Origin of the sequence: Sphaerospermopsis torques-reginae ITEP-024, from assembly GCF_019598945.1 — a bacterium.
In the GTDB taxonomy this organism is placed as follows: domain Bacteria; phylum Cyanobacteriota; class Cyanobacteriia; order Cyanobacteriales; family Nostocaceae; genus Sphaerospermopsis.
In genome coordinates, this window is the sequence record NZ_CP080598.1 from 1,470,141 (window position 1) to 1,494,301 (window position 24,161).

Genomic DNA, 24,161 nt, shown 5'->3' on the forward strand with positions numbered 1-24,161 from the left:
TGAAACCCATACCTCATATTTGGTTGATCCTGTCAATGCGTAAGTCCTAGAATAGTTAATATAGTTAATATTCCAGCTTGGCTAAAGCTGTTTGTAATCGCGTCAAGGTACGAGAGTTTTCTTCTGGTGTTCCTAGAGTAATTCTCAATCCCCCAGGCAATAATCTGATTAAAGTTCCTTCATTTGTGAGTGTTTGATTGATCATTTTTAAAGCTTCATTGACTGGTTGAGAAGTATTCGGTTTCAGACGCAGGTAAATAAAGTTAGTATCACTAGCTGTAACTTCTAATGCTGGGTGTGGGGATAAAGCCGTGATCAGTTTACTGCGTTCACTCAGAGTTTGGGGAATGGAACTCAGCAAAAGTTGGCGATTTTGTAAAGCTACTAAAGCGGAAGCAAGGGAAAAACTGGGTAGATTGTAAGGAAGACGGACTTTTTCTAAAATAGCGATCGCATCGGGATGACCTACACAATAGCCTACTCGCATAGCTGCTAACCGGAAAGCTTTGGAAAAAGTCCGCAACACTACCCAGTTGGAATGCTGTGCTAATTCCCCAACTAAGGTAGTTTGGCTAAATTCAAAGTAAGCTTCATCAATCACTACCAAAATTTCCTCTGGTAAACTTTTCAACCATGTTACTTCTGCCGCAGTCAAACTATTAGCTGTGGGGGAATTGGGATGAACGACGAAAACCACCCGAATTGGAGGATTTTGAGTTTCTTCTAGGGCTGATTGTGCCGCTGTCAAATCTATTTCAAAATTGCTTGCATTTCTACCCACACTCACCACAGGAATGCCCAGAGTTTGCGCCAAAATGGCATACATGGAAAAAGTTGGATTAGCAACTAAAATCGAACCTTCTCCCCCCAAACAGGTGGCGATTAATAAAGAACGAATCAGTTCATCGGAACCATTACCTACAGAAATATGAGCAGCGGTGAAAGTGGAGAATGAAAGGTTAGCTGACTCATTGACATATTCGGCGATCGCTTCTTTGAGCGCCTCATGTCCACCATCAGGATAACGATTGCTTTCAATGACTTGTTGAAAAGTCCATGCTAATTTTTCTTTGATCTCTGATGGCAAATCATAGGGACTTTCATTAGTATCCAGCCGATCAAATTGCGTTGCAACCGGTTCGCTTGTATTGCTGCTGGGGTGGGGTTTGTAAGCAGAAAATTGGTTTAAATCAGAACGAATAAATGGAAGCATCATTTGTTAGTTGTTAGGGAACTATTAAGAGGGAACAGAAAGCAGAAGGCAGCAAGCAGGGGACGCAGGGCAGGTAGGGGAAGATGAATAGCCCAATGCCCAATGCCCAATGCCAAGTCACCAGTCACCATTCCCCAGTTTGCAGAATGAGGGAATGGCTTGCCAAATTTCATCTGTAACATTACCCAAGGCGTGATCGCTATCCAATTCTATTAATTCTACCCAAGGACGCGATCGCGCAAAATCTCGACTAGCTTGAATAGGAATAACTTCATCTTGTTTGCCATGCAAAATCAGGGTAGGAATGGGACGTTGTAACAAGTTTTCCTGGTATTGGGCTGCATCGGTGACAAAATTATAACTTAAAGGTAATTCTCTTCCTTCGCCATAGTGATATACCAAGAGATATTCTTCCTGCTGCCAACGTTTGATTTTTTCTGCTCCTAAAGAGGGCAACCAATGGGATAAAAACCCAAAAGCTGGTGCTAGTAACACTAAGCGTTGCACTTGTAGGTTTTGTTGTGCCAAATGAGCAGATGTTAAACCACCTAAACTAGAACCAATCAGCGTTACAGGTATGGATGGATCAGGAAATTCAGATTTAACCTGATTTAATTGACGGCTAATGGTGAGATGGGAAAAATCACCAGCATTTAAATCGGGAATTTTTAACTTGATCTGAATTTGGGTAAAGCGATCGCTCAAATCCTGTGCTTTGGTTGATTTAGGACTGGAAGCAAAGCCATGAAGATAGATGAATGAAGTCAAATTAAAACTCCCGATCCATTATTAACTCAAAACTTAATTGTTACCAGGATTATTTCTAGGATTATTTCCAGGGTTGTTATTCTGTCTATTTTCGCGGATGACTTCTCCTGTTTTGACAAAAGAATCTATTGATCCCAAAGGATTATTCCTGATTGATTCTCTTCCTAAATTATCTCTGGTAGGACGGTTGATAAATCTTTGTTCGCGCCTAGATTCTCTATTGTTAGAGCGATTGTTGGAGTTATTATTGGCGTTGTTATTAGAGCGATTGATTTTTCTAGCTAGTTCTTTAGTGTCCAGTCCCCAATCACCTATTCCCTATTCTCTATTTCTAATAACTAATCCAATCACTCCAACTACCTGCATAAAGTTTAGCTGTGGAAATTCCAGCTAGTTCTAAAGAAAGTAAATTGACACAGGCGGTTACACCAGAACCACAATAAACTAAAATTTCTGTAGTAGGTGCTATTTTTTCCCATCGCTGACGTTGTTCTGATTGGGGAAGTAAGAAACCGGAAGTGTCGGTGACTTCTTGCCAAGGATAGTTTACAGCACCAGGAATATGACCAGCTATTTTATCGGTTGGTTCTCGTTCTCCACGATAGCGATCGCCATCTCTTGAATCTACTAAAACTACATCTGGACTATCTTTGAAATTTTTAACATAAGTATAGTCTACAACTTTTTCTTCATTTAACTGAGGGGTAAAAGTTCCCATTTTAGGTGCTGGAATTACATCTGTAACAGGATAACTAGCTTTTTGCCAACCAGCAAAACCACCATCTAAAATAGCTACTTGTTCATGTCCTAAATAACGCAATAACCACCACAAACGAGATGCAAAAGCCAAACGTGAATCATCATAAGCGACTACTAAAGTTTTTTGCGATGTTACCCCGATGTTTGCTAATTTATCAGCTAAATTATTGGGGTTAGGTAAAGGATGTCTTCCTCCATGTTCAGCGACAGGGCTAGATAAATCCTGATTTAAATCTAAATAGTAAGCTCCTGGAATATGACTTGTTTGATATTGGTTTTGTCCTAATTGTGGATCAGCCAAAGAAAAGCGACAATCAATAATGACTACTTGGGAATCATTAAGATGGGTAAATAGCCATGCGGGAGAAACAACAAATTGATGATTAATCATAGGTGACAGGTGACAGGTGACAGAAAGAAGGTTATTCTCGCTCACCCAGTATCCTAACTGCTGAATGATGAATATTGAAATGAGGTAACGAGAAAAATGTCAGATACAAATAATTTTACACTTCAATCTACAAAAGATGGTTCTTTTACTTTTTTCTCTCCAGAATTTAATGAAGCTTTTCATAGTAATTATGGAGCAAAACAAGAGAGTTATCTAAAATTTGCAGTTCCAACTCAAGTACAGAAAGTAGCTAGGAAAGGAATAGTCAAAATTTTAGATGTTTGTTATGGACTAGGATACAATACAGCGGCTGCTTTGGAGGTAATTTGGCAAGAAAATCCTACTTGTATAGTAGAAGTTATTGGTTTAGAAATAAATCCCGAAGTTCCCAAAGCAGCAATTAGCCAGGATATATTTAATGATTGGGATGATGAGTATAGAAAAATTTTAACTGAATTAGCATTTAAGCACTATTGTCAAACAAATCGCTTACAAGCCAAATTACTCATAGGTGATGCTAGAAAATTAATTCAAGAAGTAGGTAAATCTGGTTTTTTAGCCGATGCTATTTTTCTTGATCCCTTTTCACCACCCCATTGTCCCCAATTATGGACTGTAGAATTTATACAAAAATTAACGCAGTGTTTACACAGAGATGGGTTATTAGCGACTTATTCCTGTGCTGCTGCTGTACGCACTGCACTTTTAGCGGCTAAGTTGGTAATAGGTTCTACCGCACCTGTAGGAAGACGCACTCCTGGTACTATTGCAGCATATCCCGATGGGGTAAATGACATTACAGGGATTTATCCGCTTTCACTGGCTGAAAAAGAACATTTACAAACTCGCGCTGCTATTCCTTATCGAGATCCTGCTTTAAGTTATACGGCTGAGTTAATATTAAGCATAAGGCAACAAGAACAACAAACCAGTCCCTTAGAACCTACTTCCAAATGGCGCAAACGATGGCTAGGACAGGCTTGATATTAATAATTAGGGTTTACGTCACGCTGCACGAACACGGAAAGACTTTATAAACCCTAGATAATTAACTGATATGATTTAGCCTTGAATCTCCAAGTCAAAAAAGCATTTATTGTCATTTACTGATAATTAATTATGGTTGTTGTAGCAATTCTCGCCGCTGGAAAAGGCACAAGAATGAAATCTAACCTACCTAAAGTTTTACACTCTTTAGGTGGAAAGTCCTTAGTTGAGCGGGTGATTAAAAGTGTAGAACCTCTTGCACCTGAACGCAGGTTAGTAATTGTTGGGTATCAGTCTGAAGAAGTGAAAACAGCTTTAGGTGGAAATTCTGAATTAGAATTTGTGGAACAAACTGTACAATTAGGTACAGGTCACGCTATACAACAATTACTTCCCCATCTAGAAGGTTACACTGGGGATTTATTAATTTTGAATGGTGATGTACCTTTGTTGAGAACTGAAACTCTGAAAAACCTGTTACAAATTCATCAAGAAAATCAAAATTCCTGTACTATTCTCACAGCACATTTATCAAATCCCCAAGGTTACGGAAGAGTTTTTTGTGATGAAAACAGCATTGTGCAGAAAATGGTTGAGGATAAAGATTGCACTCCTGAACAAAGAAAAAATCACCGTGTTAATGCTGGTATTTACTGTTTCCGTTGGACTGATTTAGCAAACTTTTTACCACATTTACAAAATAATAATGCCCAAAAAGAATATTATCTCACTGATGCTGTTACCCAAGTAGGTAAAGTAATGGCTGTAGATGTGGAAGATGAGCAAGAAATTCTAGGAATTAATGATAGATTGCAATTAGCCACAGCTTACGATATTTTGCAAAGACGCATCAAGGAAAAATGGCTTTTGGCAGGGGTGACAATTATTGATCCTGCTAGTGTGACAATTGATGAAACTGTAGAATTACAGCCAGATGTAATTATTGAACCGCAAACTCATTTACGGGGTAAAACATTGATTAAATCTGGTAGTCGCATAGGACCTGGAAGTTTAATTGAAAATAGTCAAATAGGTGAAAATGTGACTGTTCAATATTCTGTAGTCAAAGATAGTTTTGTGGAAGCAGGAACTCGTATTGGTCCTTATGCTCATTTGCGTGGCCATGCGGAAGTGGGTGAAAATTGCAGAATTGGTAATTTTGTCGAGTTGAAAAATACTCAATTAGGGAACGGTTCTAATGTTGCACACCTTTCTTATTTGGGTGATACAACTGCGGGAACTCAGGTAAATATTGGTGCAGGAACAATTACCGCTAATTATGATGGAGTGAAAAAACATAGAACCAGAATAGGCGATCGCACCAAAACCGGTTCTAATAGTGTTTTAGTCGCACCTATTACCATCGGTAATGATGTTTATATTGCCGCAGGTTCAACGGTGACAGAAGATGTGGAAAATGAAGCTTTAGTCATTGCCCGGAGTCGTCAGGTAGTTAAACCAGGTTGGAAGATCAAAGCTGAAAGTTGAGGAAATTTCAATAATTGACAATTACCTCTCCCTTGAAGGGAGAGGATTGAAAAAGCGGATTTTTGATTTTTCCCCTGGAAAGGGGAGGTTTTAAACCTTGAATGAAACAATTGTCAATTTTCAATTGTCAATTATCAATTACTTTGATTCTTCTATTTGACCGACTCTGCGAATGTTAAGAATATCACTCATTTTTCTAATCTGCACAAACAGATGTTCTAATTGATTGCGATCGCGGATATCAATTCCCAAATCCATCAACGCAGGTTGTCCCAAAGCTGTTTTCACGTTAGCATGACGCACATTGATACCTTGATCACTCAACCGCGATAAAATATCTTTTAAGATTCCCACTCGATCCAAAGTTTCAATTTGAATCTCTATGGGGTAAGTGTGAGGACGGCCATGATGTTCTGTAGCAGTATTCCATCTTACGGGTACTAGGCGCTCACATTCCACATTGTCAATATTATGACATCCTTGGCGATGAATGGATATACCTCGTCCCCGCGTTACCACCCCAATAATCGCTTCACCAGGAATCGGCGTACAGCATCCAGCTATATGATAAACCAATCCTTCCACGCCAATAATCGGTGAATCACTAGCACGGGATGTAGTGGGTGAAGTTTCCCGTGTAGTTTTTGATGTTGATTCTTTGGGAATAAATGGAATCACATCAGCTACAGGTTGTTGTGCTTTTACCACTTCTCGCCAGCGGTTTAACACTAAGTTTAAGGTAATTTCCCCGTAACCTAAACCTGCCAGTAAATCTTCCACACTGTGATAATTGCACTTTTCTGCCACAGTTTGCATTGCGTCTGATTTCAACAAGTGATCAAAACCTGTTTTACCCAGTTCCTTCTCTAATAAATCCCTTCCCCGCGCTAGATTTTCTTCCCTGCGCGATCGCTTGTACCATTGTTTAATCCGATATTTCGCCGCCGAAGTCCTGACAAAATTCAACCAATCCAAACTCGGATGGCTATTTTTTTGCGTAATAATATCAACAATATCCCCATTTTGTAATCGGGTGGATAACGGCACAATGCGCCCATTTACCCGCGCCCCTGCACAATGGTTTCCGACCTCTGTATGAATTCGATAAGCAAAATCTATACTTGTAGATCCGGGACTTAGAGGTACAACATCCCCCTTGGGAGTGAAAACATAAACATCATCTTCAAATAAATTATCTTTGATACTATCTAAATATTCTTGCGCGTCTTTTAAATCACTCTGCCATTCCAATAGTTGCCGCAACCAAGTAAATTTTTCATCTGCTCCTGTTACCTGACTGGTAGAACCGCCTGTTTCTTTATACTTCCAATGAGCAGCAATACCATACTCTGCAACATGGTGCATCTCCATTGTGCGAATTTGCACTTCCAACGGGCGACCGGTCAAACCTATCACCCCTGTATGCAAGGATTGGTAACGGTTAGGTTTGGGTAAACCAATGTAATCTTTAAATCTGCCGGGAATAGGACGAAAAGCATCATGAACCACCGCCAAAGCCCGATAACATTCTTCATTAGTTTGGACAATGATTCTCAGTGCAGCCAAATCATAAATTTCATGGAATTCTTTTTGCTGTCGCTGCATTTTTTGATAAATGCTATACAGATGTTTGGGGCGACCGCTAACCTCCAAACATTTAATACCCGCTTGTTGCATTCTCTCCCGCAACACTTCCTTAGCTTTAGTCAATTTTTCTTCCCGTGCTGTCCGTTTTTCCGCAACGTGCTGTTGAATTTCTCGGTAAGCATCAGGTTCTAAATATTTAAAGGCTAAATCCTCTAATTCCCATTTAATATGCCAAATACCCAAACGATTGGCTAAAGGTGCAAATATATCTCGTGTTTCCTGGGCGCTGCGACGACGGCTGGCTTCTGACATATATTGTAAGGTTCGCATATTATGCAAACGATCCGCCAATTTCACCACAATTACCCGAATATCCTGCGCCATTGCCAAAAACATTCGGCGGAAATTTTCCGCTTGACTTTCGGTTTTACTGGTGAAATTGATTTTAGAAAGCTTGGTGACACCTTCTACTAACTGGCGCACTTCTGCCCCAAAATTGTCTTCTATTTGTTCAATTGTAACTTCTGTATCTTCAACTACATCATGAAGAAATCCAGCTGCTATCATAGCAGCACTACCACCTAAATCGCGTAGTAAATCAGCTACGGCTACAGGATGGGCAATATACGCTTCTCCAGATTTACGATACTGTCCTTGATGCAGTTGATAGGCAAATTTAAAGGCATTACAAATCAAAGTGGCATCATTGTGCGTTCGGTCATCTTCTCCCGTGTTGCTTTTCGCTAATGTTTCTCGTAAACATTTTTTAAGCCATTCCGGGAGACTAACATCAACGGAGGAATCAACAAGTAAGCTGCTCATACAAGAGAAATGATAAGTTTTTCGTGGATCGGTGAGATATAGATGAAAATGACAGCATCTTCTATTGACGATGCTGCCCTACAGACGGGTGGGAAAAATTTTGTCAGAATGATTTTCTGATTACCTGATGATCTCATGACTGATCAGCCTGACTAGCCATAAGGATCAACCAAGTCTCACAGATGGTTTTAAGGCTATTCTTAGGAATGAGTTGGGAAAAAGGTTTATTCTAGAAATAAATTTTCTTGTAGTTTATACTATCTCAACTAGCACCAAATGTCTTTAAATCTGCAAAAATATCAGGAATTGACAACATTACTGGAGGAATTACGCTCCAATGTTAACAAAACTCAATTAGATATTCCTACCTTGCGATCGCATCTAGCCGATTTACAGCATTTTTTTTTACAAGAAATCGCACCATTTACTGATTTGAACTACCGCCAGCAGTCTTATCAAACGGAAATTAGCAAGCAACTTCGTTTATTAGAAGTAGATGTAATTTTTTTACAAGGCGCAAGACAGTCTACTACAATACAGGCACGATTAAAAACAATTACAGAGCGCATTAATATTTTAATTCGATACTGTGAGGCTATTTTACACCCAGATGAGAAGGGAGAATATTAACTAATATGAATCTCCTATCAAGGCAATAGTTTTCATGGTAGGTTGGTTGCAACTACATGACAACCACACTCATTTTGGTATAAAATATTCTATATGTTTACTAAAATACGTAACATTTTAGCTCAATTTTTTAACAACTCCAGAACAATCAACAACGAACCACTAAATAAAGTGAGTTTGATTGTAATCATTATAGTAGATATTTTCATTTTAATCAATGTTTTTACAGGTTTAGAGGATATTAGTAGATGGCATCTTAGCCCCTACCAGGCTTATCCATGTTATTTAGAATGGGAGAATTATCAAAAGCAAAGTGATAAAAATAAAGATTATGACATGATCATAAGCTCAGTACTATTGAACAATAATCAACCTAAGTTTCAAGCAGAAGGACATTTAGGGAAAGTTTCAGAAATATGTATAAATTATGGTGAGTTAAAAGATAACTTGAATAATGACCTAAATCAAAAAAATATTACAACCATAAATCAGAGACAAGATAAAATCAATCAATTAGAAAGAGAGAATACAAATATTCGCAATCAATATGATTCAACGCTGTTGGAAAAAATTGCCGGGCAGTCATCCGGAAATTCCATCAATCAAGTCAGGGCTGAAAAAGCTAAACAAGAATTAGATAAAAATCAACAACAAATTGCACAAATTAAACAAGAAATTAATAATCTTAAAAACCAACTTCTTACTAAACCAGAAAGTCTTACTTTCCTATCTTTGATCAAAGATGAGAATAAATTCGCGGCAGTTAAACAAGATTATGAAAGAGCCTCCTTTTGGTATCCTAGCATTCAGTTTACATTGCAATCTATCTTTCTACTACCTTTAATTATTATTGCTTTATTAGTCCATAGAATAAGTCAAAGTCGAGGATATGGACTTATTGCATTAATTAGCTGGCACTTATTGGTAATATTTTTGATTCCTCTGGTTCTCAAAATCTTACAATTTCTGCAAATTGGTGTAATCTTTCAATTTTTATTGAAGGTTGTTAGTAACCTATTGGGTGGGTTGTTATTCTTAATTAGTTATGTTTATATCTTGCTAATTCCTCTCATAGGTTTTGGAATTATCAAGTTCTTTCAAGGAGTAGTATTTAATAGCAAAGTTCAAGCTGCTAAAAGAGTTCAAAAATCACAATGTATCAATTGTGGAAAAACTCTTAAATCTAATAATGCTTATTGTCCTCATTGCGGTTATTATCAATATATAGAGTGTCACAATTGCCATAATTTAACTTACAAAAAGTTACCTTATTGTTATCATTGTGGAACTGAGCAAAATTCTAAGCTGTCAAGCAGCTAAATTGTATAATTTTCAGATAGTGAAGTCTTGTGGTGCGGGCATACTTCGACTGCGCTCAGTACAAGTCTTGCCTGTATCATTTATACAAATTAAATGCACAACAGCTTAGTCAGATAAAAGACGGTGGATCAGTAGACAATAAATAGACGATAATTAACTATAATTAACTATGAGTGAAACCTTATTTAAGATTGAAAATCTCCGCGTAGCTTATCCCCAACGTGACGAAGAAGCAGTAATTTGGGCGGTTAATGATGTATCTTTTAAACTACTACCAGGGGAAAAAATGGGCTTGGTGGGTGAGTCTGGGTGCGGTAAATCTACTATTGGCAGGGCAATTATGCGTTTGTTACCTGCCTCTAGTCAAGTTGAAGGTAAGGTAATTTTTCGGGGAAATTCAGTATTAGATTTAACGCCTCTGCAAATGCGAAAGTTTCGCGGTGAAGCGGTAGCTTTGGTGTTTCAAGACCCCATGACAAGATTAGATCCTTTAATGACTATTGGTAATCATTGTTTAGAGACCTTAGCAGCGCATTCACCAGAATTAACTAAACAACAAGCGAAAGAAAAAGCTTTAGCAACTTTAGAAAAGGTGAAAATTCCTGCAAGTCGTTGGAGTCAGTACCCCCATGAATTTAGCGGTGGGATGCGTCAAAGAGTTGCTATTGCGTTAGCTTTACTGTTGAATCCTAAATTAATTGTCGCTGATGAACCTACAACTAGCTTAGATGTTACCGTTTCTGCTCAGATTTTACAAGAACTAACGCGATTGTGTGCAGAAGAAAATATGGGATTATTATTAATTTCCCATGATTTAGCAATGGTAGGGGAATATTGCGATCGCATTGGGGTCATGTATCAAGGTAAAATGGTAGAAACAGGGAAAACAGAAAATGTCTTTAAAAATCCTCAACATGAATACACCCAATCTTTATTAAAAGCAGCATTACATATTCAAACCGTTGATGAAGTTGAAAACTTTACCCAAGCACGAATCACCAATCACCAATCACCAATTTTAAAACTTACAGAACTGCAAAAACATTATAGCATAGAACCGAATTTTATTGAAAGAATATTTAAAGGTGAAGGACAACAAATTAAAGCTGTAGATGGTATTAATTTAGAATTATATCCAGGGGAAATATTAGGATTAGTGGGAGAATCTGGTTGTGGAAAAAGTACACTTTCTCGGACTATTTTACAATTAATTCCTCCCACTGCGGGAAAAGTAGAATTTTTAGGACAGGATTTAACTAAATTATCTCGCAAAGAAATCCGCGCTTCCCGGAGACAAATCCAAATGGTATTTCAAGATCCTCATGCTTGTTTAAATCCTGCCATGACAGTGGGACAGAGTATAGCAGATCCCCTATTAATTCACAACTTAGCTAATGCTAAAAAAGCCAAAGAAAAGGTTTTATGGATGTTAGAAAAAGTGGGGTTAACACCAGCAGAAATGTATTATCAACGTTATCCTTCAGATTTATCGGGAGGACAACAACAAAGAGTAGCCATTGCTAGGGCTTTAATTACCCAACCTAAACTGGTAATATGTGATGAACCAGTGAGTATGTTAGATGCCAGTGTGCAATCACAAGTTTTAGATTTAATGCTACAATTAAAAGACGAATTTGAGTTAACCTATTTATTTATTACCCATGATTTATGGTTAGCTCGCTTTTTGTGCGATCGCATTGCCGTTATGAATGGTGGTAAAATCGTGGAATTAGGAAATACAAAAGAAATCTTTGCTCATCCCCAACATCCCTACACAAAAACCCTTTTATCTGCTGCACCATTATTAGCTAGAGTTTAATATCATTATTATCCATTACCCATTACCAATTACCCATTACCGAATTAAATAATGTCTAAAAATCAACCGATAGATTCATTTAAAAATAAAAACTATTCCTTAGATAAATGGCAAGAGAGAATAGCACAAATCGCCTATCGTTTCAATAAAGAATATCAAAAAGAACCCTTTGAAGTACCCGCAGAAATAGAAGAAATGCCAATTTATAAAGAATGGAAAAATGGCATTTTAGCTTATAAAATTGCTTCCCCATTTTGGGAAATTGCCCAACCGCAAAAAAACCAACGTTGTTTAGACATTGGTTGCGGAGTCAGCTTTTTAATCTATCCTTGGAGAGATTGGCAAGCATATTTTTATGGTCAAGAAATTAGTAATATAGCCAGAGATACACTAAATTCTCGTGGTTCACAACTAAACTCAAAACTCTTTAAAGGTGTAGAATTAGGAGCAGCACATCAATTAAACTATGATGCAGCACAATTTGATTTAGTTATAGCTACAGGATTTAGTTGTTATTTTCCCCTAGAATATTGGCAATCTGTTTTATCAGAAGTCAAAAGAGTATTAAAACCAGGTGGATATTTTGTATTTGATATTCTGAACTCAGAACAACCATTAGCGGAAGATTGGGCAGTTTTAGAAACCTATTTAGGTGCAGAAGTGTTTTTAGAGACTGTATCTGATTGGGAAAAAACAATTAAAAATGCAGGTGCGAAAATAGTTAAAAAGCAATTAGGAGAATTATTTGAATTGTACAAAGTCAGATTTTAAAATTTCATTAAAATTTCACTGATTCAACCTCTTGCTTTTTAACATTACTACAATAAACCTAAATCTTTCAAACTACTGCGTGTAATTTCAATTCGTGCAGGTAAATCTTCTCGTTTATTAACATCAATATTTGTAGCAAAAAAATAGACATTATCATTTTGTTCCAAATAACCAACAAACCACCCTATTTGTTGTTTACTCCTAGTTAACCAGCCCGTTTTAGCTCGCAGTGTGTAATCTGGAGTTTTTTCCAGGATCATAATATCTTTGACAATATCTATTGTTCTTTGAGAAAAAGGTAAATTACCTTGATATAATCTTTGCAAAAAATTAACTTGTTCTTTAGGAGTGATTTTCAAAGGACCCTGCAACCAAAAACTATCAATATCTGTAGCAGTACCTATGTTACGGTTGCCATAACCCACTTTATTAATCCATCCCTGCATTCTCACATAACCAATTTTTCGGGCAAGAATTTGATAAAACCAAACAACTGAATATTTAAAACCTTGACGCAAATTTGTATCCTGATTCCAACCTGCAAAATCTCGATTAATTCCATCCCAAGTCAAAACAGCTACATCATCAGCAATCACACCAGTTTCTAAAGCAGTCAAAGCATTAAAAATTTTAAAAGTTGAAGCTGGAGTAAAAGCAGTAACATTGCGTTGAGGATTATGTTCATAAGTTCGGTTATTTTTCGCATCATAAATTATGATCGATCCTACAACACCAAACTTGTGGAAATGTCGCCCTAAATCTGGGACTTTAGTATTTCCTTTTACTAAAGATTCAGAAGCATTGGCAGTAGGTTGAGCATGGACATATCTTGGACTCAAACTCATGATAATTATGAATGTGAAAACAAAACTGAGCGATTGCGCGGAGCGCAACACCAGAGGCGACAAACAAGTACCAAACAAAATAGTTTCTCCTTAAAAATAAATACCTGATTATTACAGCAGTTTCCGTTATTATGAGGTACAGATATTAATGATAAAACTCTTGTGGGGTGGGCATCTTGCCCGCCCATAGTGTACCTCATGTAGATGGAAAGTGCTGTAAGTTTGTAGTTAAATAAACTATCTAATGATGAAACAATAAATCTTGATTAAAAATGCTCATAAATTTTGCGGTGACAGTGTATGATTTGTGAAGATTGTACCGATAATTTGAATTTTGCCCAAAAAGCCGCAATGATTATTCGCCATGCCACAGAAACAGACTTACCAGAAATTGTAGCCATTTATAACGCTGCTGTTCCCACACGCATGGCCACAGCCGATTTAGAACCCGTAACCGTAGAAAGTCGCATGGCTTGGTTTCAGGGAAGAGTACCTTCACAACGTCCCCTCTGGGTAGTAGAAATAGACGGTATCATTGCCGGATGGCTGAGTTTTCAATCCTTTTATGGTAGACCAGCTTACCATTCCACCGCTGAAATAAGTATTTATATTTCCCCAAACTTTCAACAACGTGGTTTAGGAAAGCTGCTGTTAGAAAAAGCAATTAATGAAAGTCCAAATTTAGGTTTAAAAACTTTAGTCAGCTTTATTTTTGCTCACAATCAACCTAGTTTAAAACTATTTGCTAAATTTGGTTTTCAAAACTGGGGATATTTACCCAAAATTGCCGATTTAGCCGGCGTAGAAAGAGATTTAATTATTCTGGGTTTACGAGTTGGGTAAAAGTGAAATAGGTGACAGGTGATTGGGGAAGAAAATTTTAGATTTTAGATTGGATTTGACAAAAACAATCCAAAATCCAAAATCCAAAATCCAAAATCCAAAATTAATAACTCCTGACTCCTGAGAGGATGTTTTAAAAGTTTATGGCTAACGCCACGCTACGCTATCGGCGAATATAATAGAGCTTCCGGTCCCGTTAGGGATACGCTACTATACAAACGAAGTCCACTAGTGGACTAATGAAAAATCAAGGCTTTTGAACCCACGAAGGTGGGTTTGATCTGTGTAGACGCGATTTATAATCGCCAAGGGATGTATGAATTTAGACTTTTCAAACAACCTCTGACTCCTCACTCCTGAATTCTATATATTTAGCTAGAAGTTAAACTATTAAAGCGGTTTTTATTAAAAACATACCCAGTCTAGGCAAGTTTATACTCATGTTTACAAATCCTCAATTTTTAGGTAAACTTGGGCAACTCTTAATTTATGCTTAATTTCAGAACTTTCATTAGTTCCACCTTTGGTGTAGCACAACTTTTAACGGTTTGTAATGTCGTATTCTACTGAAACATCCAACCCATCGGATATTTGGGCAACCACTACTGATTTAACTACCCTGCGTCAGAAGTTACTAAATTTATTTTGCCAACTTGCTTATCAAGAAGGTGATTTTGTTCTTTCCTCTGGACAACGTAGTTCTTACTATATTAATGGTAAACAGGTTACACTGCACCCCCAAGGAGCTTTAGCTATAGGTAGGTTGATATTACATATTCTACCAGTAGATACACAGGCTGTCGCCGGTTTAACTCTGGGTGCTGACCCTATTGTTTCCGCTGTCAGTGTGGTTTCTGTCTATGAAAATCGCCCCATACCAGCGTTAATTATTCGCAAAGAAGCTAAGGGTCATGGCACAATGGCTTACATTGAAGGTCCTACTTTACCCACAGGTGCAAAAGTTGTAGTCCTGGAAGATGTAGTGACAACTGGCCAATCTGCACTGAAAGCAGTTAAACGTTTACAAGCAGCAGGTTATACCGTTGATAGGGTAATTTCTTTGATCGACAGACTTCAAGGAGGCGCAGAATTATATAAATCTGCTGGTTTACAGTTTGATGCGCTCTTTTCTATTCAGGATTTACAAGCAAGGTATCAGCAAATGTAGCAAATAGTAGATATTAGGACAAACTTAGTCTAAATAGAAATCTATCCCAGTACGGAATATTTATCAACGGACTGGGTTATTTCAAAAATTAATGTTGCTCTTCTAAACGATATTTGACAATTAACAGACAATTTCTGTTATCAGAATTACGTTCATAAACAACATAATCTGCCACACGCCGAATCAGAAACCATCCATACCCATGATCTTGCAAAGTACCTGGTTTTGGTTCAGGTATCTGATCAGGATTAAAAGGTTTACCGTAATCCCAAATTCTTATTTCCAGTCTGTCTACCCACAGACTCAATTCAATTTCTATATTTGTTTCTGGCGGTAAAGTCCGATGAGCATGACGAACTGCATTAGTAAAGCCTTCTGCTAATGCTAAATTGAGACGATAGAGTTGGCTTTCTGACCAACCTCTTTGAGCTAAATATTGCAGAGAAAATTTTTCAAACCATTGTTGCACTTGGTTTTGGAGCTTCAGATCGCTCTTCACCGTCAGATGGTCTTGCTGCACTGTAGTAAGCATTGACCGTGACTAGAATATTAAGTAAGTAAAAAACGTAACTTGTGTTTGTTTTTTGGTGGTTTTAGATTTTGGAATAGCTTTTATGGCAGTTAGCAGTTAGCTGTTTCAAAATCTTGTTTGAACCAAGATCCCAGAATTTAAAATATTCCTAGTTACTCTGGCAACTGCTATATTTTTATATTTTACACCCAAAACTAAAAATCCGGTCTTCAAAATAGACCTATGAAAATTGACACCTGTGAGTTTTCAAAAGCATATTCACTAGAAGAATGAGAGCTAATGGGCTGTATATTCCTTGCGGCCAGTCTTTAGACTCATAACTTCGGTATATGCTCTTGAAACTCACAGGTGTCACAGCACTTTATGGAAACTAAAAATTAGTGGCAACTAATTTAGAACAGTCCCAAAGTCAGAGATTTGTCTAAGGGTAATGCAGCACCAATACCTAACCAGATGGTGACAAAAGTACCAAACAAGAATACTGTTGTCGCTACTGGACGACGGAAGGGGTTTTGGAACTTGTTAACGCTCTCAATAAAGGGAACGAGGATCAATCCCAAGGGTACGGAAGCCATTGCCAATACTCCCAACAGTTTGTTAGGTAGTGAGCGAAGAATCTGGAACACTGGGAACAGATACCACTCTGGCAAAATTTCCAAAGGTGTAGCAAAAGGATTTGCTGGTTCACCCACCATTGCAGGGTCTAGGATAGCTAGAGCCACAATACAAGCGAATGAACCCATGATCACGATGGGAAACACATACAGCAAGTCGTTAGGCCAAGCTGGTTCGCCATAGTAGTTATGACCCATACCTTTGGCGAGTTTAGCTCTTAAAGCTGGATCGTTTAGATTTGGTGGTTTATGTGTGGACATTTTTAGATCTGGTCTCCTGCTTAAGTGAAGTTAAAGCATTCGTGTAAGCTATCAGCTATTTAGGCAAGCCACAAATTTATTATGACACTGGATTCAGCTTTGCCAGTTGAAGCAAGTGTTAATTGTGTTTACAGCTTACGGTTTCAGTGAATAGTGCTTGTTTTTATTCTGAGGCTATGTGCCTTCAGTTTAAAACAAACAACTTGCATCTGGAAACTGTTTTACCTATTCACTGAATCACTACTGACTAAATTTTGATTACAATGGTCCAGAAATACCTTGTTTGCGGATCATTAAGAAGTGGAAAAGCATGAATACCGCAATTAACCAAGGTAATACGAATGTGTGGGCGCTATAGTAGCGGGTTAATGTTGCTTGACCAACGCTAGAACCACCACGTAGTAAGTCAGAAATCAAAACACCAACTACGGGGATTGCTTCTGGTACACCACTAACGATTTTCACCGCCCAGTAACCAACTTGGTCCCAAGGTAAGGAGTAACCAGTTACACCAAAGGAGACTGTAATGACTGCCAGGATGACACCACTTACCCAGGTCAATTCGCGGGGTTTTTTGAAACCACCAGTCAAATAAACTCGGAAAACGTGGAGAATCATCATTAATACCATCATGCTGGCAGACCAGCGGTGAATGGAGCGAATTAGCCAACCAAAGTTGACTTCATTCATGATGTACTGCACTGAAGAAAATGCTTCTGCGACTGTGGGCTTGTAGTAGAATGTCATCGCAAACCCAGTGGCAAACTGAATCAGGAAGCAAACTAGGGTAATTCCACCCAAGCAGTAAAAGATATTAACGTGGGGAGGTACGTACTTGCTGGTTACATCTTCAGCAATAGCTTGAAGTTCTAAACGTTCTTCAAACCAATCATAAACGCTGGCCATACAATCTCAAGTTCCTACAAATTGCTTGTGGTTGATAAATATCCCAAGATTAATTTTGTTTGGGATGTTCACAAAGAGAATCTTTGTTACAGAATTATTAAGTTTTTCAGAAACTTAACATTCTGTAAATATGGAATATATTGCGATCCCTTTGCAAGCCAACGTGAAAAATGTTGGTTACAAAGAGATTTTATCGTTTTTGAGGTGAATTTGCTTCTCTAGAGTTGCTTAACAACTTGATGAGAAAATGCACCTCTTCTATAAAAAAAGTAACATAATTTAGAGATATATTTCATCAGCAACGTCCCAAATGGAGATTGATAAGTGATTTGGGTAAAGATACAAGGTAAGATGGGCTTCATGAATAAACAGGTTTTTCGGTGCGGATTTTCCTTGCTTTTAGCTTTTGGATTGGCTTTTGGCTTGACTTTTGGCTCAATTCCACCAGCAAATGCTCTAACTCAACAGCAAAAGTTAGTTTCTGAAGTTTGGCGAATTGTTAACCGATCTTATTTGGATGAAACATTTAATCATCAAAATTGGACAGAGGTACGACAAAAAGCTTTTAAGAGTCCGCTGGGAAATGACCAAGAAGCATACAAAGTAATTCAAAATATGCTCAAAAGCTTGGATGACCCTTTTACCAGGTTTCTAGACCCAGAGCAGTACCGCAGTTTACAGGTGAATACTTCTGGAGAATTGACAGGTGTGGGTTTACAAATTGCCCTCAATCCCCAGACAGGTATTTTAGAGGTAATTACACCTATAGAGGGGTCGCCGGCTGAAAAAGCAGGTTTAAGACCACGCGATCGCATTTTGCAGATTGAAGGAACATCCACAGCAAATCTGACTCTGGATGAAGCTGCGGCGCGGATGCGCGGACAGGCTGGTACTGTTGTTACTCTCTTAATTGGTAGAGAGGGAGAAGCAGATAAAGAAATTATACTGGTGCGCGATCGCATTGAACTGAATCCTGTAGTAGCCGATTTGCGTTTATCCCCCCAAGGAACACCCATTGGCTATATCCGCCTCACTCAATTTAATGCTAATGCACCAATGGAATTAGCACACGCTATTCATACTCTAAAACAAAAAAGCGCAGCAGCCTATATTCTAGATTTGCGAAATAATCCAGGGGGATTATTACAAGCGGGAATTGAAGTTGCTCGTCAGTGGTTAGATGAAGGCACAATAGTTTATACTGTCAATCGCCAAGGCATTCAAGGGGATTTTGAAGCTTATGGTCAAGCTTTGACAGAAGCTCCTTTAGTTATTTTGGTCAATCAAGGAACTGCAAGCGCGAGTGAAATTTTAGCTGGTGCTTTACAAGACAATGGACGCGCCCAGTTAGTAGGTGAAACTACTTTTGGCAAAGGGTTGATTCAGTCGTTATTTGAATTATCCGATGGTTCTGGTTTAGCAGTGACAATTGCTAAATATGAAACACCCAACCACCGGGATATTAACAAATTAGGTATTAAGCCGGACATAGTAATTCCCCAAGAACCAATCTCACGGGAGCAAATTGGCACAGCAGCAGATGGACAATATCAAGCTGCTATGGAACTGTTGAGCAAAAATTTGGTAGTAGCGGGTTCGTAAGGAGTCAGGAGTTATTAATTTTGGATTTTGGATTTTGGATTTTGGATTGTTTTTGTGATCTCCAATCTAAAATCTAAAATCTAAAATCTAAAATTTTCCTCCCCAGTCACCAGTCCCCAGTCACCAGTCCCCAGTCACCAGTCCCCAGTCACCAGTCCCTATTCCCTAATCTCTGATAAGCTTTGTCAATGATGTGTTTACCTCGGAGGAAGCCGATGTTAGCGCCGGGGCAAATGTATTGTAGAGTTTCTGGTGAAAAGCGATCGCGCAATGCTTGAACACTTTTAAGTTGTCTAGGCCAGTGAAAAGTTTTTGCCATGCGAAATGGCACAGGTTCACCTTGCAAGTTAGGGAGTAAATGCCGTCCTGAAAATAAAACTCCCCCAAATTCACGATAATATAGACATGAAGAGCCTGGAGAATGGCCGGGTGTCCAAATAATTTGTGTGGTGTCATCAAGAGTCAATTCTTGAGAAAAGGTAGTAACAGTTAAACCAGGTAACAAATAAGCTTCTTGTTCTTGAATGATAATCTCACAATCAAGGGCTTGTTGAATTTCTGCGACTTTACCAATAGCACCGCGATGAGTAATAAACAACGAACGCACACCACCCTGTTTAAACGGAGTACCCCCCTGGTTGTCCCAAAAATCATCCCCAAAATCATGATTAATTTGCTCCAGGGCTGGGCAGTCGATGAGAATATTACCTTCATTTCTTACAATAAGATAAGAAGTTCCCCCCAATGTGTCCCGATTTGGTGGCAAGGCAAGAATTTTGTTTATACCCAAGTCGGGAGATACTGATCCTGTTTCCATCGAAGAGGAGAGAGTTTCTCCTCCTGGTATTTGTCCAGAAAGTATAATTTGTGGGGGCTTAATTTTATGACTTGGTTGTTGAGTTGAGGGAAACATAAATTAAAAAACCGATAAAAAACCGATAAATAACCGAATAAATAGAGTTTTTACCTAAGTTCTATATTTAATAATCTACAGATTTATCAAACATTCTCAGTCCTGACTCCTGAACTCCTTGAACTGTTCTATATTCAATAATCTACAGATTGATCAAACATTCTCACTCCTGACTCCTGACTCCTTGAACTCCTTGAACTCCTTGAACTCCTTGAACTTCTTGAACTCCTTGAACTCCTGAAATAAAATGGCATTTTGGTTTTTACTTTTACTGGGACTAGCTACTTATCTGATAGTGCAGCGTAGCGTTGCTCATATCACCCGCACCCCAGTGTGGTTGTTGTGGCTAGTATTAATGACACCAGCAATTATCCTCACTGGTTGGACGCTAATCTATGGTACACAACAATCACCCCCACCAGAATTGATTATTTGGCCGTTGCTTATCAGTTTGCTGTTATACTGGATATTATTTGTGTCGGGGCATCGAGTCCCAGAAAATAATCCTACCGCCGAACCTTTACCAGTGCGTCCTATTGAACCAACAGAAGAAACTAATCTGCGAAATTGTTTCCCTTGGTCTGTATACTACATTCAAAATATTGAGTATAGACCCCAAGCGGTGGTTTGTCGTGGTCAGTTGCGAACAGCACCGCATCAAGCTTATCAGCAAATTAAAACAAATATCGAAGGGCAATTTGGCGATCGCTTCCTGGTGATATTTCAAGAAGGGATGGATGGTAAACCCTTCTTTGTTCTAGTTCCCAATACTCAAGCTGCTAGACAAAATACCAAAAACCGCAATTTAGAAAATTTTACTCAAGCAGCAACAGCACTAGGATTGTTGTTAATGACTTTAGTTACAACCACCTTCATAGGTTCGCAAATTGCTGGAGTTGAACCAACAAAAATCAAAACTGACTTTTCTCTCATTGTCAATGGTTTACCCTATGCTTTAGGGTTAATCACTATTTTGGGTATCCACGAACTTGGTCACTATTTTACAGCGCGATTTCATAAAATTCGCTCAACCTTGCCTTATTTTATTCCTGTACCTTTTTTCTTGGGAACTTTTGGTGCATTTATTCAAATGCGAAGTCCAATTCCTAACCGCAAAGCTTTATTTGATGTGAGTATCGCAGGACCAATTGCCGGTTTTGTTGCTACTTTACCTTTACTGCTTTGGGGTTTAGCTAATTCAGAAGTAGTACCCATCAGCGACAAAACAGGACTTTTAAATCCCAATGCTTTAAATCCCAAATATTCAATTTTATTAGCTTTGCTTTCAAAATTGGCCTTGGGTAGTGAATTAACAGCCAAATCTGCTTTAGATTTGCATCCTGTAGCAGTTGCTGGATTTTTAGGTTTAATTGTCACAGCATTAAATTTAATGCCCGTAGGACAATTAGATGGTGGTCATATTGTTCATGCTATGTTTGGACAACGTACCGCTGTGGTAATTGGTCAAATTTCTCGGTTGTTTTTACTAATTCTTTCTTTTATCCGTCAAGAATTTTTGTTGTGGGCAATTCTGTTATTATTTATTCCCTTGGTTGACGAACCCGCATTAAATGATGTGACAGAATTAGACAACAAAAGAGATGTTTTAGGTTTACTGGCAATAGCTTTATTATTGTTAATTATACTGCCACTTCCTGAAGCTTTGGCTCGTGTGTTGCAAATTTAAAAACAGGTAAACAATGGACAATTGATAATTGATAATTGACAATTGATAATTAATTTGGGTTAAAACCTCTCTTTTGAGGAAGAGGTAACTTTCTATTCTCCATTGTTCATTGTCAATTGTTGAAGCTACCACTAATTGCAATATAATTAGAAATTGTGTGAATCTGCGAGGATAAGAATGACTGCTGATGTAACTGCTCATAGTTTATTTGTGTGTAAAACCTGCGCTAGTGTTTGGCAAGATGGTAAGCGTGTCGGTGAAAGTGGTGGTCAAAAACTGTTACAAGAAATTCAACAAGTCGCACAAAATTGGCATTTACGGGATGAGTTCCCTATCAAAGAAGTTGAATGTATGAGTGCTTGTAGTCGTTCTTGTGTAGTCGCTTTTGCCGGTCAAGGTAAGTTAACTTATTTATTCGGTGATTTGCCAGTTGATGGTTGCGCGGAAGCAGTGTTGGAATGTGCAAGTAAATATTATAATCACCCTAATGGTGTTTTACCTTGGTCAGAACGTCCTGAACCTTTGAAAAACGGGATTTTGGCAAGGATTCCCAGTTTATAGGTGACTGGTGACTGGTGACTAGTGACTGGTGACTGGTGACTGGTGACAGTGGTAAAAGCTTTCCATTGTCTAAGTTGTGGTTTTGGTTAATGTTCTGGCGGCCTTGTCTACGGTTATCAATCTAAAATCCAAAATCTAAAATCTAAAATCCAAAATTGCTATGTTGCGCGTTTTAATTCTGGGTGGTACTGGTGTTGCAGCAGAATTAACTGCACGACTAAATAATATTACTGGGATAGAGGCGATCGCATCTTTAGCCGGTCGTACCCGTGAACCTGTTGCACCTGTTGGTAATGTTCGCATTGGCGGTTTTGGTGGGGTGACGGGTTTAGCTGAATATTTACAACATCAAAAAATAGATGTGTTAATTGATGCTACTCATCCCTTTGCTAATCATATCTCTTGGAATGCGACCGCAGCAGCTACACAAGCGGGTATTCCTAGATTATTAGTAAATCGTCCCCCTTGGGAAAAACAACCGGGTGATATTTGGATTGAGGTAGAAAATAATACAGAAGCAGCAAAACTTTTAGCAAATCAAGCTTTAGAAAATCAAGCTTTAGAAAATCAACTTTTCAAACATCAAACAAAACGGGTTTTTTTAACCATTGGTAGACAAGAAATATCTGCGTTTTCTCATTTACAAGAAATGTGGTTTTTAATGCGAATGATCGATCCACCAAATGCTGATGTGGTGATACCTCCTGGTTTAATGTTATTTGATAGGGGACCCTTTACTTTCGATGATGAAAGGGAAATTTTAACTAAATATAATATAGATACTATTGTGAGTAAAAATAGTGGTGGAAATGCCACCTATCCGAAAATTATTGCAGCGCGAGAAATGGGAATAAAAGTAGTGATGGTGAAACGTCCACCTGTACCACCAGGAGAACTAGTTGCAGATGTGGAAAGTGCGGTAAAATGGTTGTTAGAGAAGGTGGGAAGTTGAGAAATTTCTGTTGCTATGATAATCAAAACTTATTCTAGTCTTCATAGACCCCAAAAAATCAAGGAGTTGTAGATACTGAAACTATTTAATTTACTTGATTTCGGGAATTTAAAATCAAGTAAGTTTCTTGTAACTGGACTTTAGACTAAAAGAAGAGCGATCGGTAAATAGGGTTTGCTGAAAATCTCCCTATTACGGTAAATTTTATCATGTTTTCATTATCTTCTGTTTTTCGGGAATATGTGATAAATTACTGTAAAGATTGATGATTATTTAGACAATAACAAACTTCGTTAAGTTAGTAACATCTTTTTCACATCAGCTAAAGATACTGAAACACTATTTTTTTCTTCTTCCTTAGCATCTCGCAAATCACGCAAATCTTCCAAATCTGCTAAGAATTCCTTAATTATTAAAAATTCTTCATAAGGTAAAACCGCAAATTGTTTTTCACCATTTTTTGTTAAAAATTCAGGATGTAATTCAATCATATTTTTCACGCCTTTTATTCATAAGCTTTACTACGATGCTTCACTCTATATATTATAATAGTGTCTTCTTCTAATTCAAACAAAACTCTATAATTAGCTACTCTCAAACGATATTCTGGATTAAAGTTAGTTAAGCGTTTTACATCCCCCTGTAAATCATATTACATTGCTTCAATTTTATTGATAATGCGTTCTCTAATATTTACAGGAAACTGCTCTCAATCTTTAATA

At 38.0% G+C, this 24,161-nt stretch carries 22 protein-coding genes and 1 pseudogene; 12 read left to right on the top strand and 11 right to left on the bottom strand.

What is annotated here, in order from left to right:
• Positions 1–64 precede the first annotated feature (64 nt).
• The 3 genes from K2F26_RS06755 to K2F26_RS06765 form a co-directional block, all read right to left on the bottom strand.
• Positions 65–1,213: a histidinol-phosphate transaminase gene (locus K2F26_RS06755; RefSeq protein WP_220611810.1), complete on the bottom strand. Its 1,149-nt coding sequence runs from the start codon at positions 1,211–1,213 to the stop codon at positions 65–67.
• A gap of 117 nt (positions 1,214–1,330) precedes the next feature.
• Positions 1,331–1,981 (bottom strand): YqiA/YcfP family alpha/beta fold hydrolase, encoded by a 651-nt coding sequence (locus K2F26_RS06760; protein ID WP_220610859.1) that lies wholly within the window; start codon positions 1,979–1,981, stop codon positions 1,331–1,333.
• A 331-nt stretch (positions 1,982–2,312) separates the two neighbouring features.
• On the bottom strand, positions 2,313–3,131 hold the full coding sequence (locus K2F26_RS06765; protein ID WP_220610860.1) for a sulfurtransferase: 819 nt from the start codon (positions 3,129–3,131) through the stop codon (positions 2,313–2,315).
• A gap of 96 nt (positions 3,132–3,227) precedes the next feature.
• On the opposite strand from K2F26_RS06765, the gene K2F26_RS06770 reads away from it, so the two are divergent.
• Positions 3,228–4,115, top strand: coding sequence for a tRNA (5-methylaminomethyl-2-thiouridine)(34)-methyltransferase MnmD (locus K2F26_RS06770; RefSeq protein ID WP_220610861.1), 888 nt, complete (start codon positions 3,228–3,230; stop codon positions 4,113–4,115).
• A 135-nt stretch (positions 4,116–4,250) separates the two neighbouring features.
• Positions 4,251–5,606, top strand: a complete 1,356-nt coding sequence (gene glmU, locus K2F26_RS06775) for a bifunctional UDP-N-acetylglucosamine diphosphorylase/glucosamine-1-phosphate N-acetyltransferase GlmU (RefSeq protein WP_220610862.1) — start codon at positions 4,251–4,253, stop codon at positions 5,604–5,606.
• Positions 5,607–5,744: 138 nt separating this feature from the next.
• Here glmU and K2F26_RS06780 read toward each other — a convergent pair whose 3' ends face one another.
• Positions 5,745–8,015: a RelA/SpoT family protein gene (locus tag K2F26_RS06780; RefSeq protein WP_220610863.1), complete on the bottom strand. Its 2,271-nt coding sequence runs from the start codon at positions 8,013–8,015 to the stop codon at positions 5,745–5,747.
• A gap of 276 nt (positions 8,016–8,291) precedes the next feature.
• Here K2F26_RS06780 and patD point away from each other — a divergent pair, with 276 nt between their 5' ends.
• The 4 genes from patD to K2F26_RS06800 all read left to right on the top strand — a co-directional run bounded on the left by patD (position 8,292) and on the right by K2F26_RS06800 (position 12,555).
• A complete protein-coding gene (gene patD / locus K2F26_RS06785; RefSeq protein WP_194053180.1) occupies positions 8,292–8,645 on the top strand; it encodes a heterocyst frequency control protein PatD in 354 nt (117 codons plus the stop codon).
• A 93-nt stretch (positions 8,646–8,738) separates the two neighbouring features.
• Positions 8,739–9,965: a hypothetical protein gene (locus tag K2F26_RS06790; RefSeq protein ID WP_220610864.1), complete on the top strand. Its 1,227-nt coding sequence runs from the start codon at positions 8,739–8,741 to the stop codon at positions 9,963–9,965.
• A gap of 169 nt (positions 9,966–10,134) precedes the next feature.
• Positions 10,135–11,784, top strand: a complete 1,650-nt coding sequence (locus K2F26_RS06795; RefSeq protein WP_220610865.1) for a dipeptide ABC transporter ATP-binding protein — start codon at positions 10,135–10,137, stop codon at positions 11,782–11,784.
• A 51-nt stretch (positions 11,785–11,835) separates the two neighbouring features.
• On the top strand, positions 11,836–12,555 hold the full coding sequence (locus tag K2F26_RS06800; protein WP_220610866.1) for a class I SAM-dependent methyltransferase: 720 nt from the start codon (positions 11,836–11,838) through the stop codon (positions 12,553–12,555).
• A 47-nt stretch (positions 12,556–12,602) separates the two neighbouring features.
• Here K2F26_RS06800 and blaOXA read toward each other — a convergent pair whose 3' ends face one another.
• Positions 12,603–13,400, bottom strand: a complete 798-nt coding sequence (gene blaOXA, locus K2F26_RS06805) for a class D beta-lactamase (RefSeq protein ID WP_220610867.1) — start codon at positions 13,398–13,400, stop codon at positions 12,603–12,605.
• A gap of 351 nt (positions 13,401–13,751) precedes the next feature.
• Here blaOXA and K2F26_RS06810 point away from each other — a divergent pair, with 351 nt between their 5' ends.
• Together K2F26_RS06810 and pyrE are read left to right on the top strand one after the other, a co-directional pair.
• On the top strand, positions 13,752–14,243 hold the full coding sequence (locus K2F26_RS06810; protein WP_220611811.1) for a GNAT family N-acetyltransferase: 492 nt from the start codon (positions 13,752–13,754) through the stop codon (positions 14,241–14,243).
• Between the two features lie 553 nt (positions 14,244–14,796).
• Complete coding sequence (pyrE, locus tag K2F26_RS06815) at positions 14,797–15,411, top strand: orotate phosphoribosyltransferase (protein WP_220610868.1); 615 nt, start codon at positions 14,797–14,799, stop codon at positions 15,409–15,411.
• An 88-nt stretch (positions 15,412–15,499) separates the two neighbouring features.
• Here the strand turns inward: pyrE and K2F26_RS06820 are convergent, their stop codons facing one another.
• The 3 genes from K2F26_RS06820 to petB form a co-directional block, all read right to left on the bottom strand.
• The gene (locus tag K2F26_RS06820) at positions 15,500–15,943 is read right to left on the bottom strand and encodes an ATP-binding protein (protein WP_220610869.1); all 444 of its coding nucleotides are present in this window, start codon (positions 15,941–15,943) and stop codon (positions 15,500–15,502) included.
• A 392-nt stretch (positions 15,944–16,335) separates the two neighbouring features.
• Positions 16,336–16,818 (bottom strand): cytochrome b6-f complex subunit IV, encoded by a 483-nt coding sequence (gene petD / locus K2F26_RS06825; RefSeq protein ID WP_096568849.1) that lies wholly within the window; start codon positions 16,816–16,818, stop codon positions 16,336–16,338.
• A 258-nt stretch (positions 16,819–17,076) separates the two neighbouring features.
• Positions 17,077–17,724, bottom strand: coding sequence for a cytochrome b6 (petB, locus tag K2F26_RS06830; RefSeq protein ID WP_096568852.1), 648 nt, complete (start codon positions 17,722–17,724; stop codon positions 17,077–17,079).
• Positions 17,725–18,075: 351 nt separating this feature from the next.
• Between petB and ctpA the strand changes: the two genes are divergently transcribed.
• Positions 18,076–19,326, top strand: a complete 1,251-nt coding sequence (gene ctpA, locus K2F26_RS06835; RefSeq protein WP_220611812.1) for a carboxyl-terminal processing protease CtpA — start codon at positions 18,076–18,078, stop codon at positions 19,324–19,326.
• 148 nt (positions 19,327–19,474) lie between these two features.
• Here ctpA and K2F26_RS06840 read toward each other — a convergent pair whose 3' ends face one another.
• Complete coding sequence (locus K2F26_RS06840; protein WP_220610870.1) at positions 19,475–20,239, bottom strand: MBL fold metallo-hydrolase; 765 nt, start codon at positions 20,237–20,239, stop codon at positions 19,475–19,477.
• Between the two features lie 247 nt (positions 20,240–20,486).
• On the opposite strand from K2F26_RS06840, the gene K2F26_RS06845 reads away from it, so the two are divergent.
• From K2F26_RS06845 to K2F26_RS06855, 3 genes are all read left to right on the top strand, one after another.
• A complete protein-coding gene (locus tag K2F26_RS06845; RefSeq protein ID WP_220610871.1) occupies positions 20,487–21,926 on the top strand; it encodes a site-2 protease family protein in 1,440 nt (479 codons plus the stop codon).
• A 177-nt stretch (positions 21,927–22,103) separates the two neighbouring features.
• Complete coding sequence (locus K2F26_RS06850) at positions 22,104–22,487, top strand: DUF1636 domain-containing protein (RefSeq protein WP_220610872.1); 384 nt, start codon at positions 22,104–22,106, stop codon at positions 22,485–22,487.
• Positions 22,488–22,647: 160 nt separating this feature from the next.
• Complete coding sequence (locus tag K2F26_RS06855) at positions 22,648–23,439, top strand: cobalt-precorrin-6A reductase (protein WP_220610873.1); 792 nt, start codon at positions 22,648–22,650, stop codon at positions 23,437–23,439.
• Positions 23,440–23,732: 293 nt separating this feature from the next.
• Here the strand turns inward: K2F26_RS06855 and K2F26_RS06860 are convergent, their stop codons facing one another.
• Positions 23,733–23,930 carry a type II toxin-antitoxin system Phd/YefM family antitoxin gene (locus tag K2F26_RS06860; protein ID WP_220610874.1) on the bottom strand — a complete coding sequence of 66 codons (198 nt, stop codon included), beginning with the start codon at positions 23,928–23,930 and terminating at the stop codon, positions 23,733–23,735.
• A 14-nt stretch (positions 23,931–23,944) separates the two neighbouring features.
• A pseudogene (locus K2F26_RS24640) lies at positions 23,945–24,043 on the bottom strand (type II toxin-antitoxin system RelE family toxin); the annotation flags it as partial.
• Positions 24,044–24,161: the final 118 nt, after the last annotated feature.

Coding starts and splice junctions, on each gene's coding strand:
- K2F26_RS06850 (WP_220610872.1), top strand. CDS start 22,104: ATGACTGCTGATGTAACTGCTCATAGTTTATTTGTGTGTAAAACCTGC.
- petD (WP_096568849.1), bottom strand. CDS start 16,818: ATGTCCACACATAAACCACCAAATCTAAACGATCCAGCTTTAAGAGCT.
- K2F26_RS06810 (WP_220611811.1), top strand. CDS start 13,752: ATGATTATTCGCCATGCCACAGAAACAGACTTACCAGAAATTGTAGCC.
- K2F26_RS06820 (WP_220610869.1), bottom strand. CDS start 15,943: ATGCTTACTACAGTGCAGCAAGACCATCTGACGGTGAAGAGCGATCTG.
- K2F26_RS06855 (WP_220610873.1), top strand. CDS start 22,648: ATGTTGCGCGTTTTAATTCTGGGTGGTACTGGTGTTGCAGCAGAATTA.
- glmU (WP_220610862.1), top strand. CDS start 4,251: ATGGTTGTTGTAGCAATTCTCGCCGCTGGAAAAGGCACAAGAATGAAA.
- K2F26_RS06845 (WP_220610871.1), top strand. CDS start 20,487: ATGGCATTTTGGTTTTTACTTTTACTGGGACTAGCTACTTATCTGATA.
- K2F26_RS06770 (WP_220610861.1), top strand. CDS start 3,228: ATGTCAGATACAAATAATTTTACACTTCAATCTACAAAAGATGGTTCT.
- K2F26_RS06860 (WP_220610874.1), bottom strand. CDS start 23,930: ATGATTGAATTACATCCTGAATTTTTAACAAAAAATGGTGAAAAACAA.
- K2F26_RS06765 (WP_220610860.1), bottom strand. CDS start 3,131: ATGATTAATCATCAATTTGTTGTTTCTCCCGCATGGCTATTTACCCAT.
- patD (WP_194053180.1), top strand. CDS start 8,292: ATGTCTTTAAATCTGCAAAAATATCAGGAATTGACAACATTACTGGAG.
- pyrE (WP_220610868.1), top strand. CDS start 14,797: ATGTCGTATTCTACTGAAACATCCAACCCATCGGATATTTGGGCAACC.
- K2F26_RS06840 (WP_220610870.1), bottom strand. CDS start 20,239: ATGTTTCCCTCAACTCAACAACCAAGTCATAAAATTAAGCCCCCACAA.
- petB (WP_096568852.1), bottom strand. CDS start 17,724: ATGGCCAGCGTTTATGATTGGTTTGAAGAACGTTTAGAACTTCAAGCT.
- blaOXA (WP_220610867.1), bottom strand. CDS start 13,400: ATGAGTTTGAGTCCAAGATATGTCCATGCTCAACCTACTGCCAATGCT.
- K2F26_RS06800 (WP_220610866.1), top strand. CDS start 11,836: ATGTCTAAAAATCAACCGATAGATTCATTTAAAAATAAAAACTATTCC.
- K2F26_RS06755 (WP_220611810.1), bottom strand. CDS start 1,213: ATGCTTCCATTTATTCGTTCTGATTTAAACCAATTTTCTGCTTACAAA.
- K2F26_RS06795 (WP_220610865.1), top strand. CDS start 10,135: ATGAGTGAAACCTTATTTAAGATTGAAAATCTCCGCGTAGCTTATCCC.
- ctpA (WP_220611812.1), top strand. CDS start 18,076: ATGGGCTTCATGAATAAACAGGTTTTTCGGTGCGGATTTTCCTTGCTT.
- K2F26_RS06790 (WP_220610864.1), top strand. CDS start 8,739: ATGTTTACTAAAATACGTAACATTTTAGCTCAATTTTTTAACAACTCC.
- K2F26_RS06780 (WP_220610863.1), bottom strand. CDS start 8,015: ATGAGCAGCTTACTTGTTGATTCCTCCGTTGATGTTAGTCTCCCGGAA.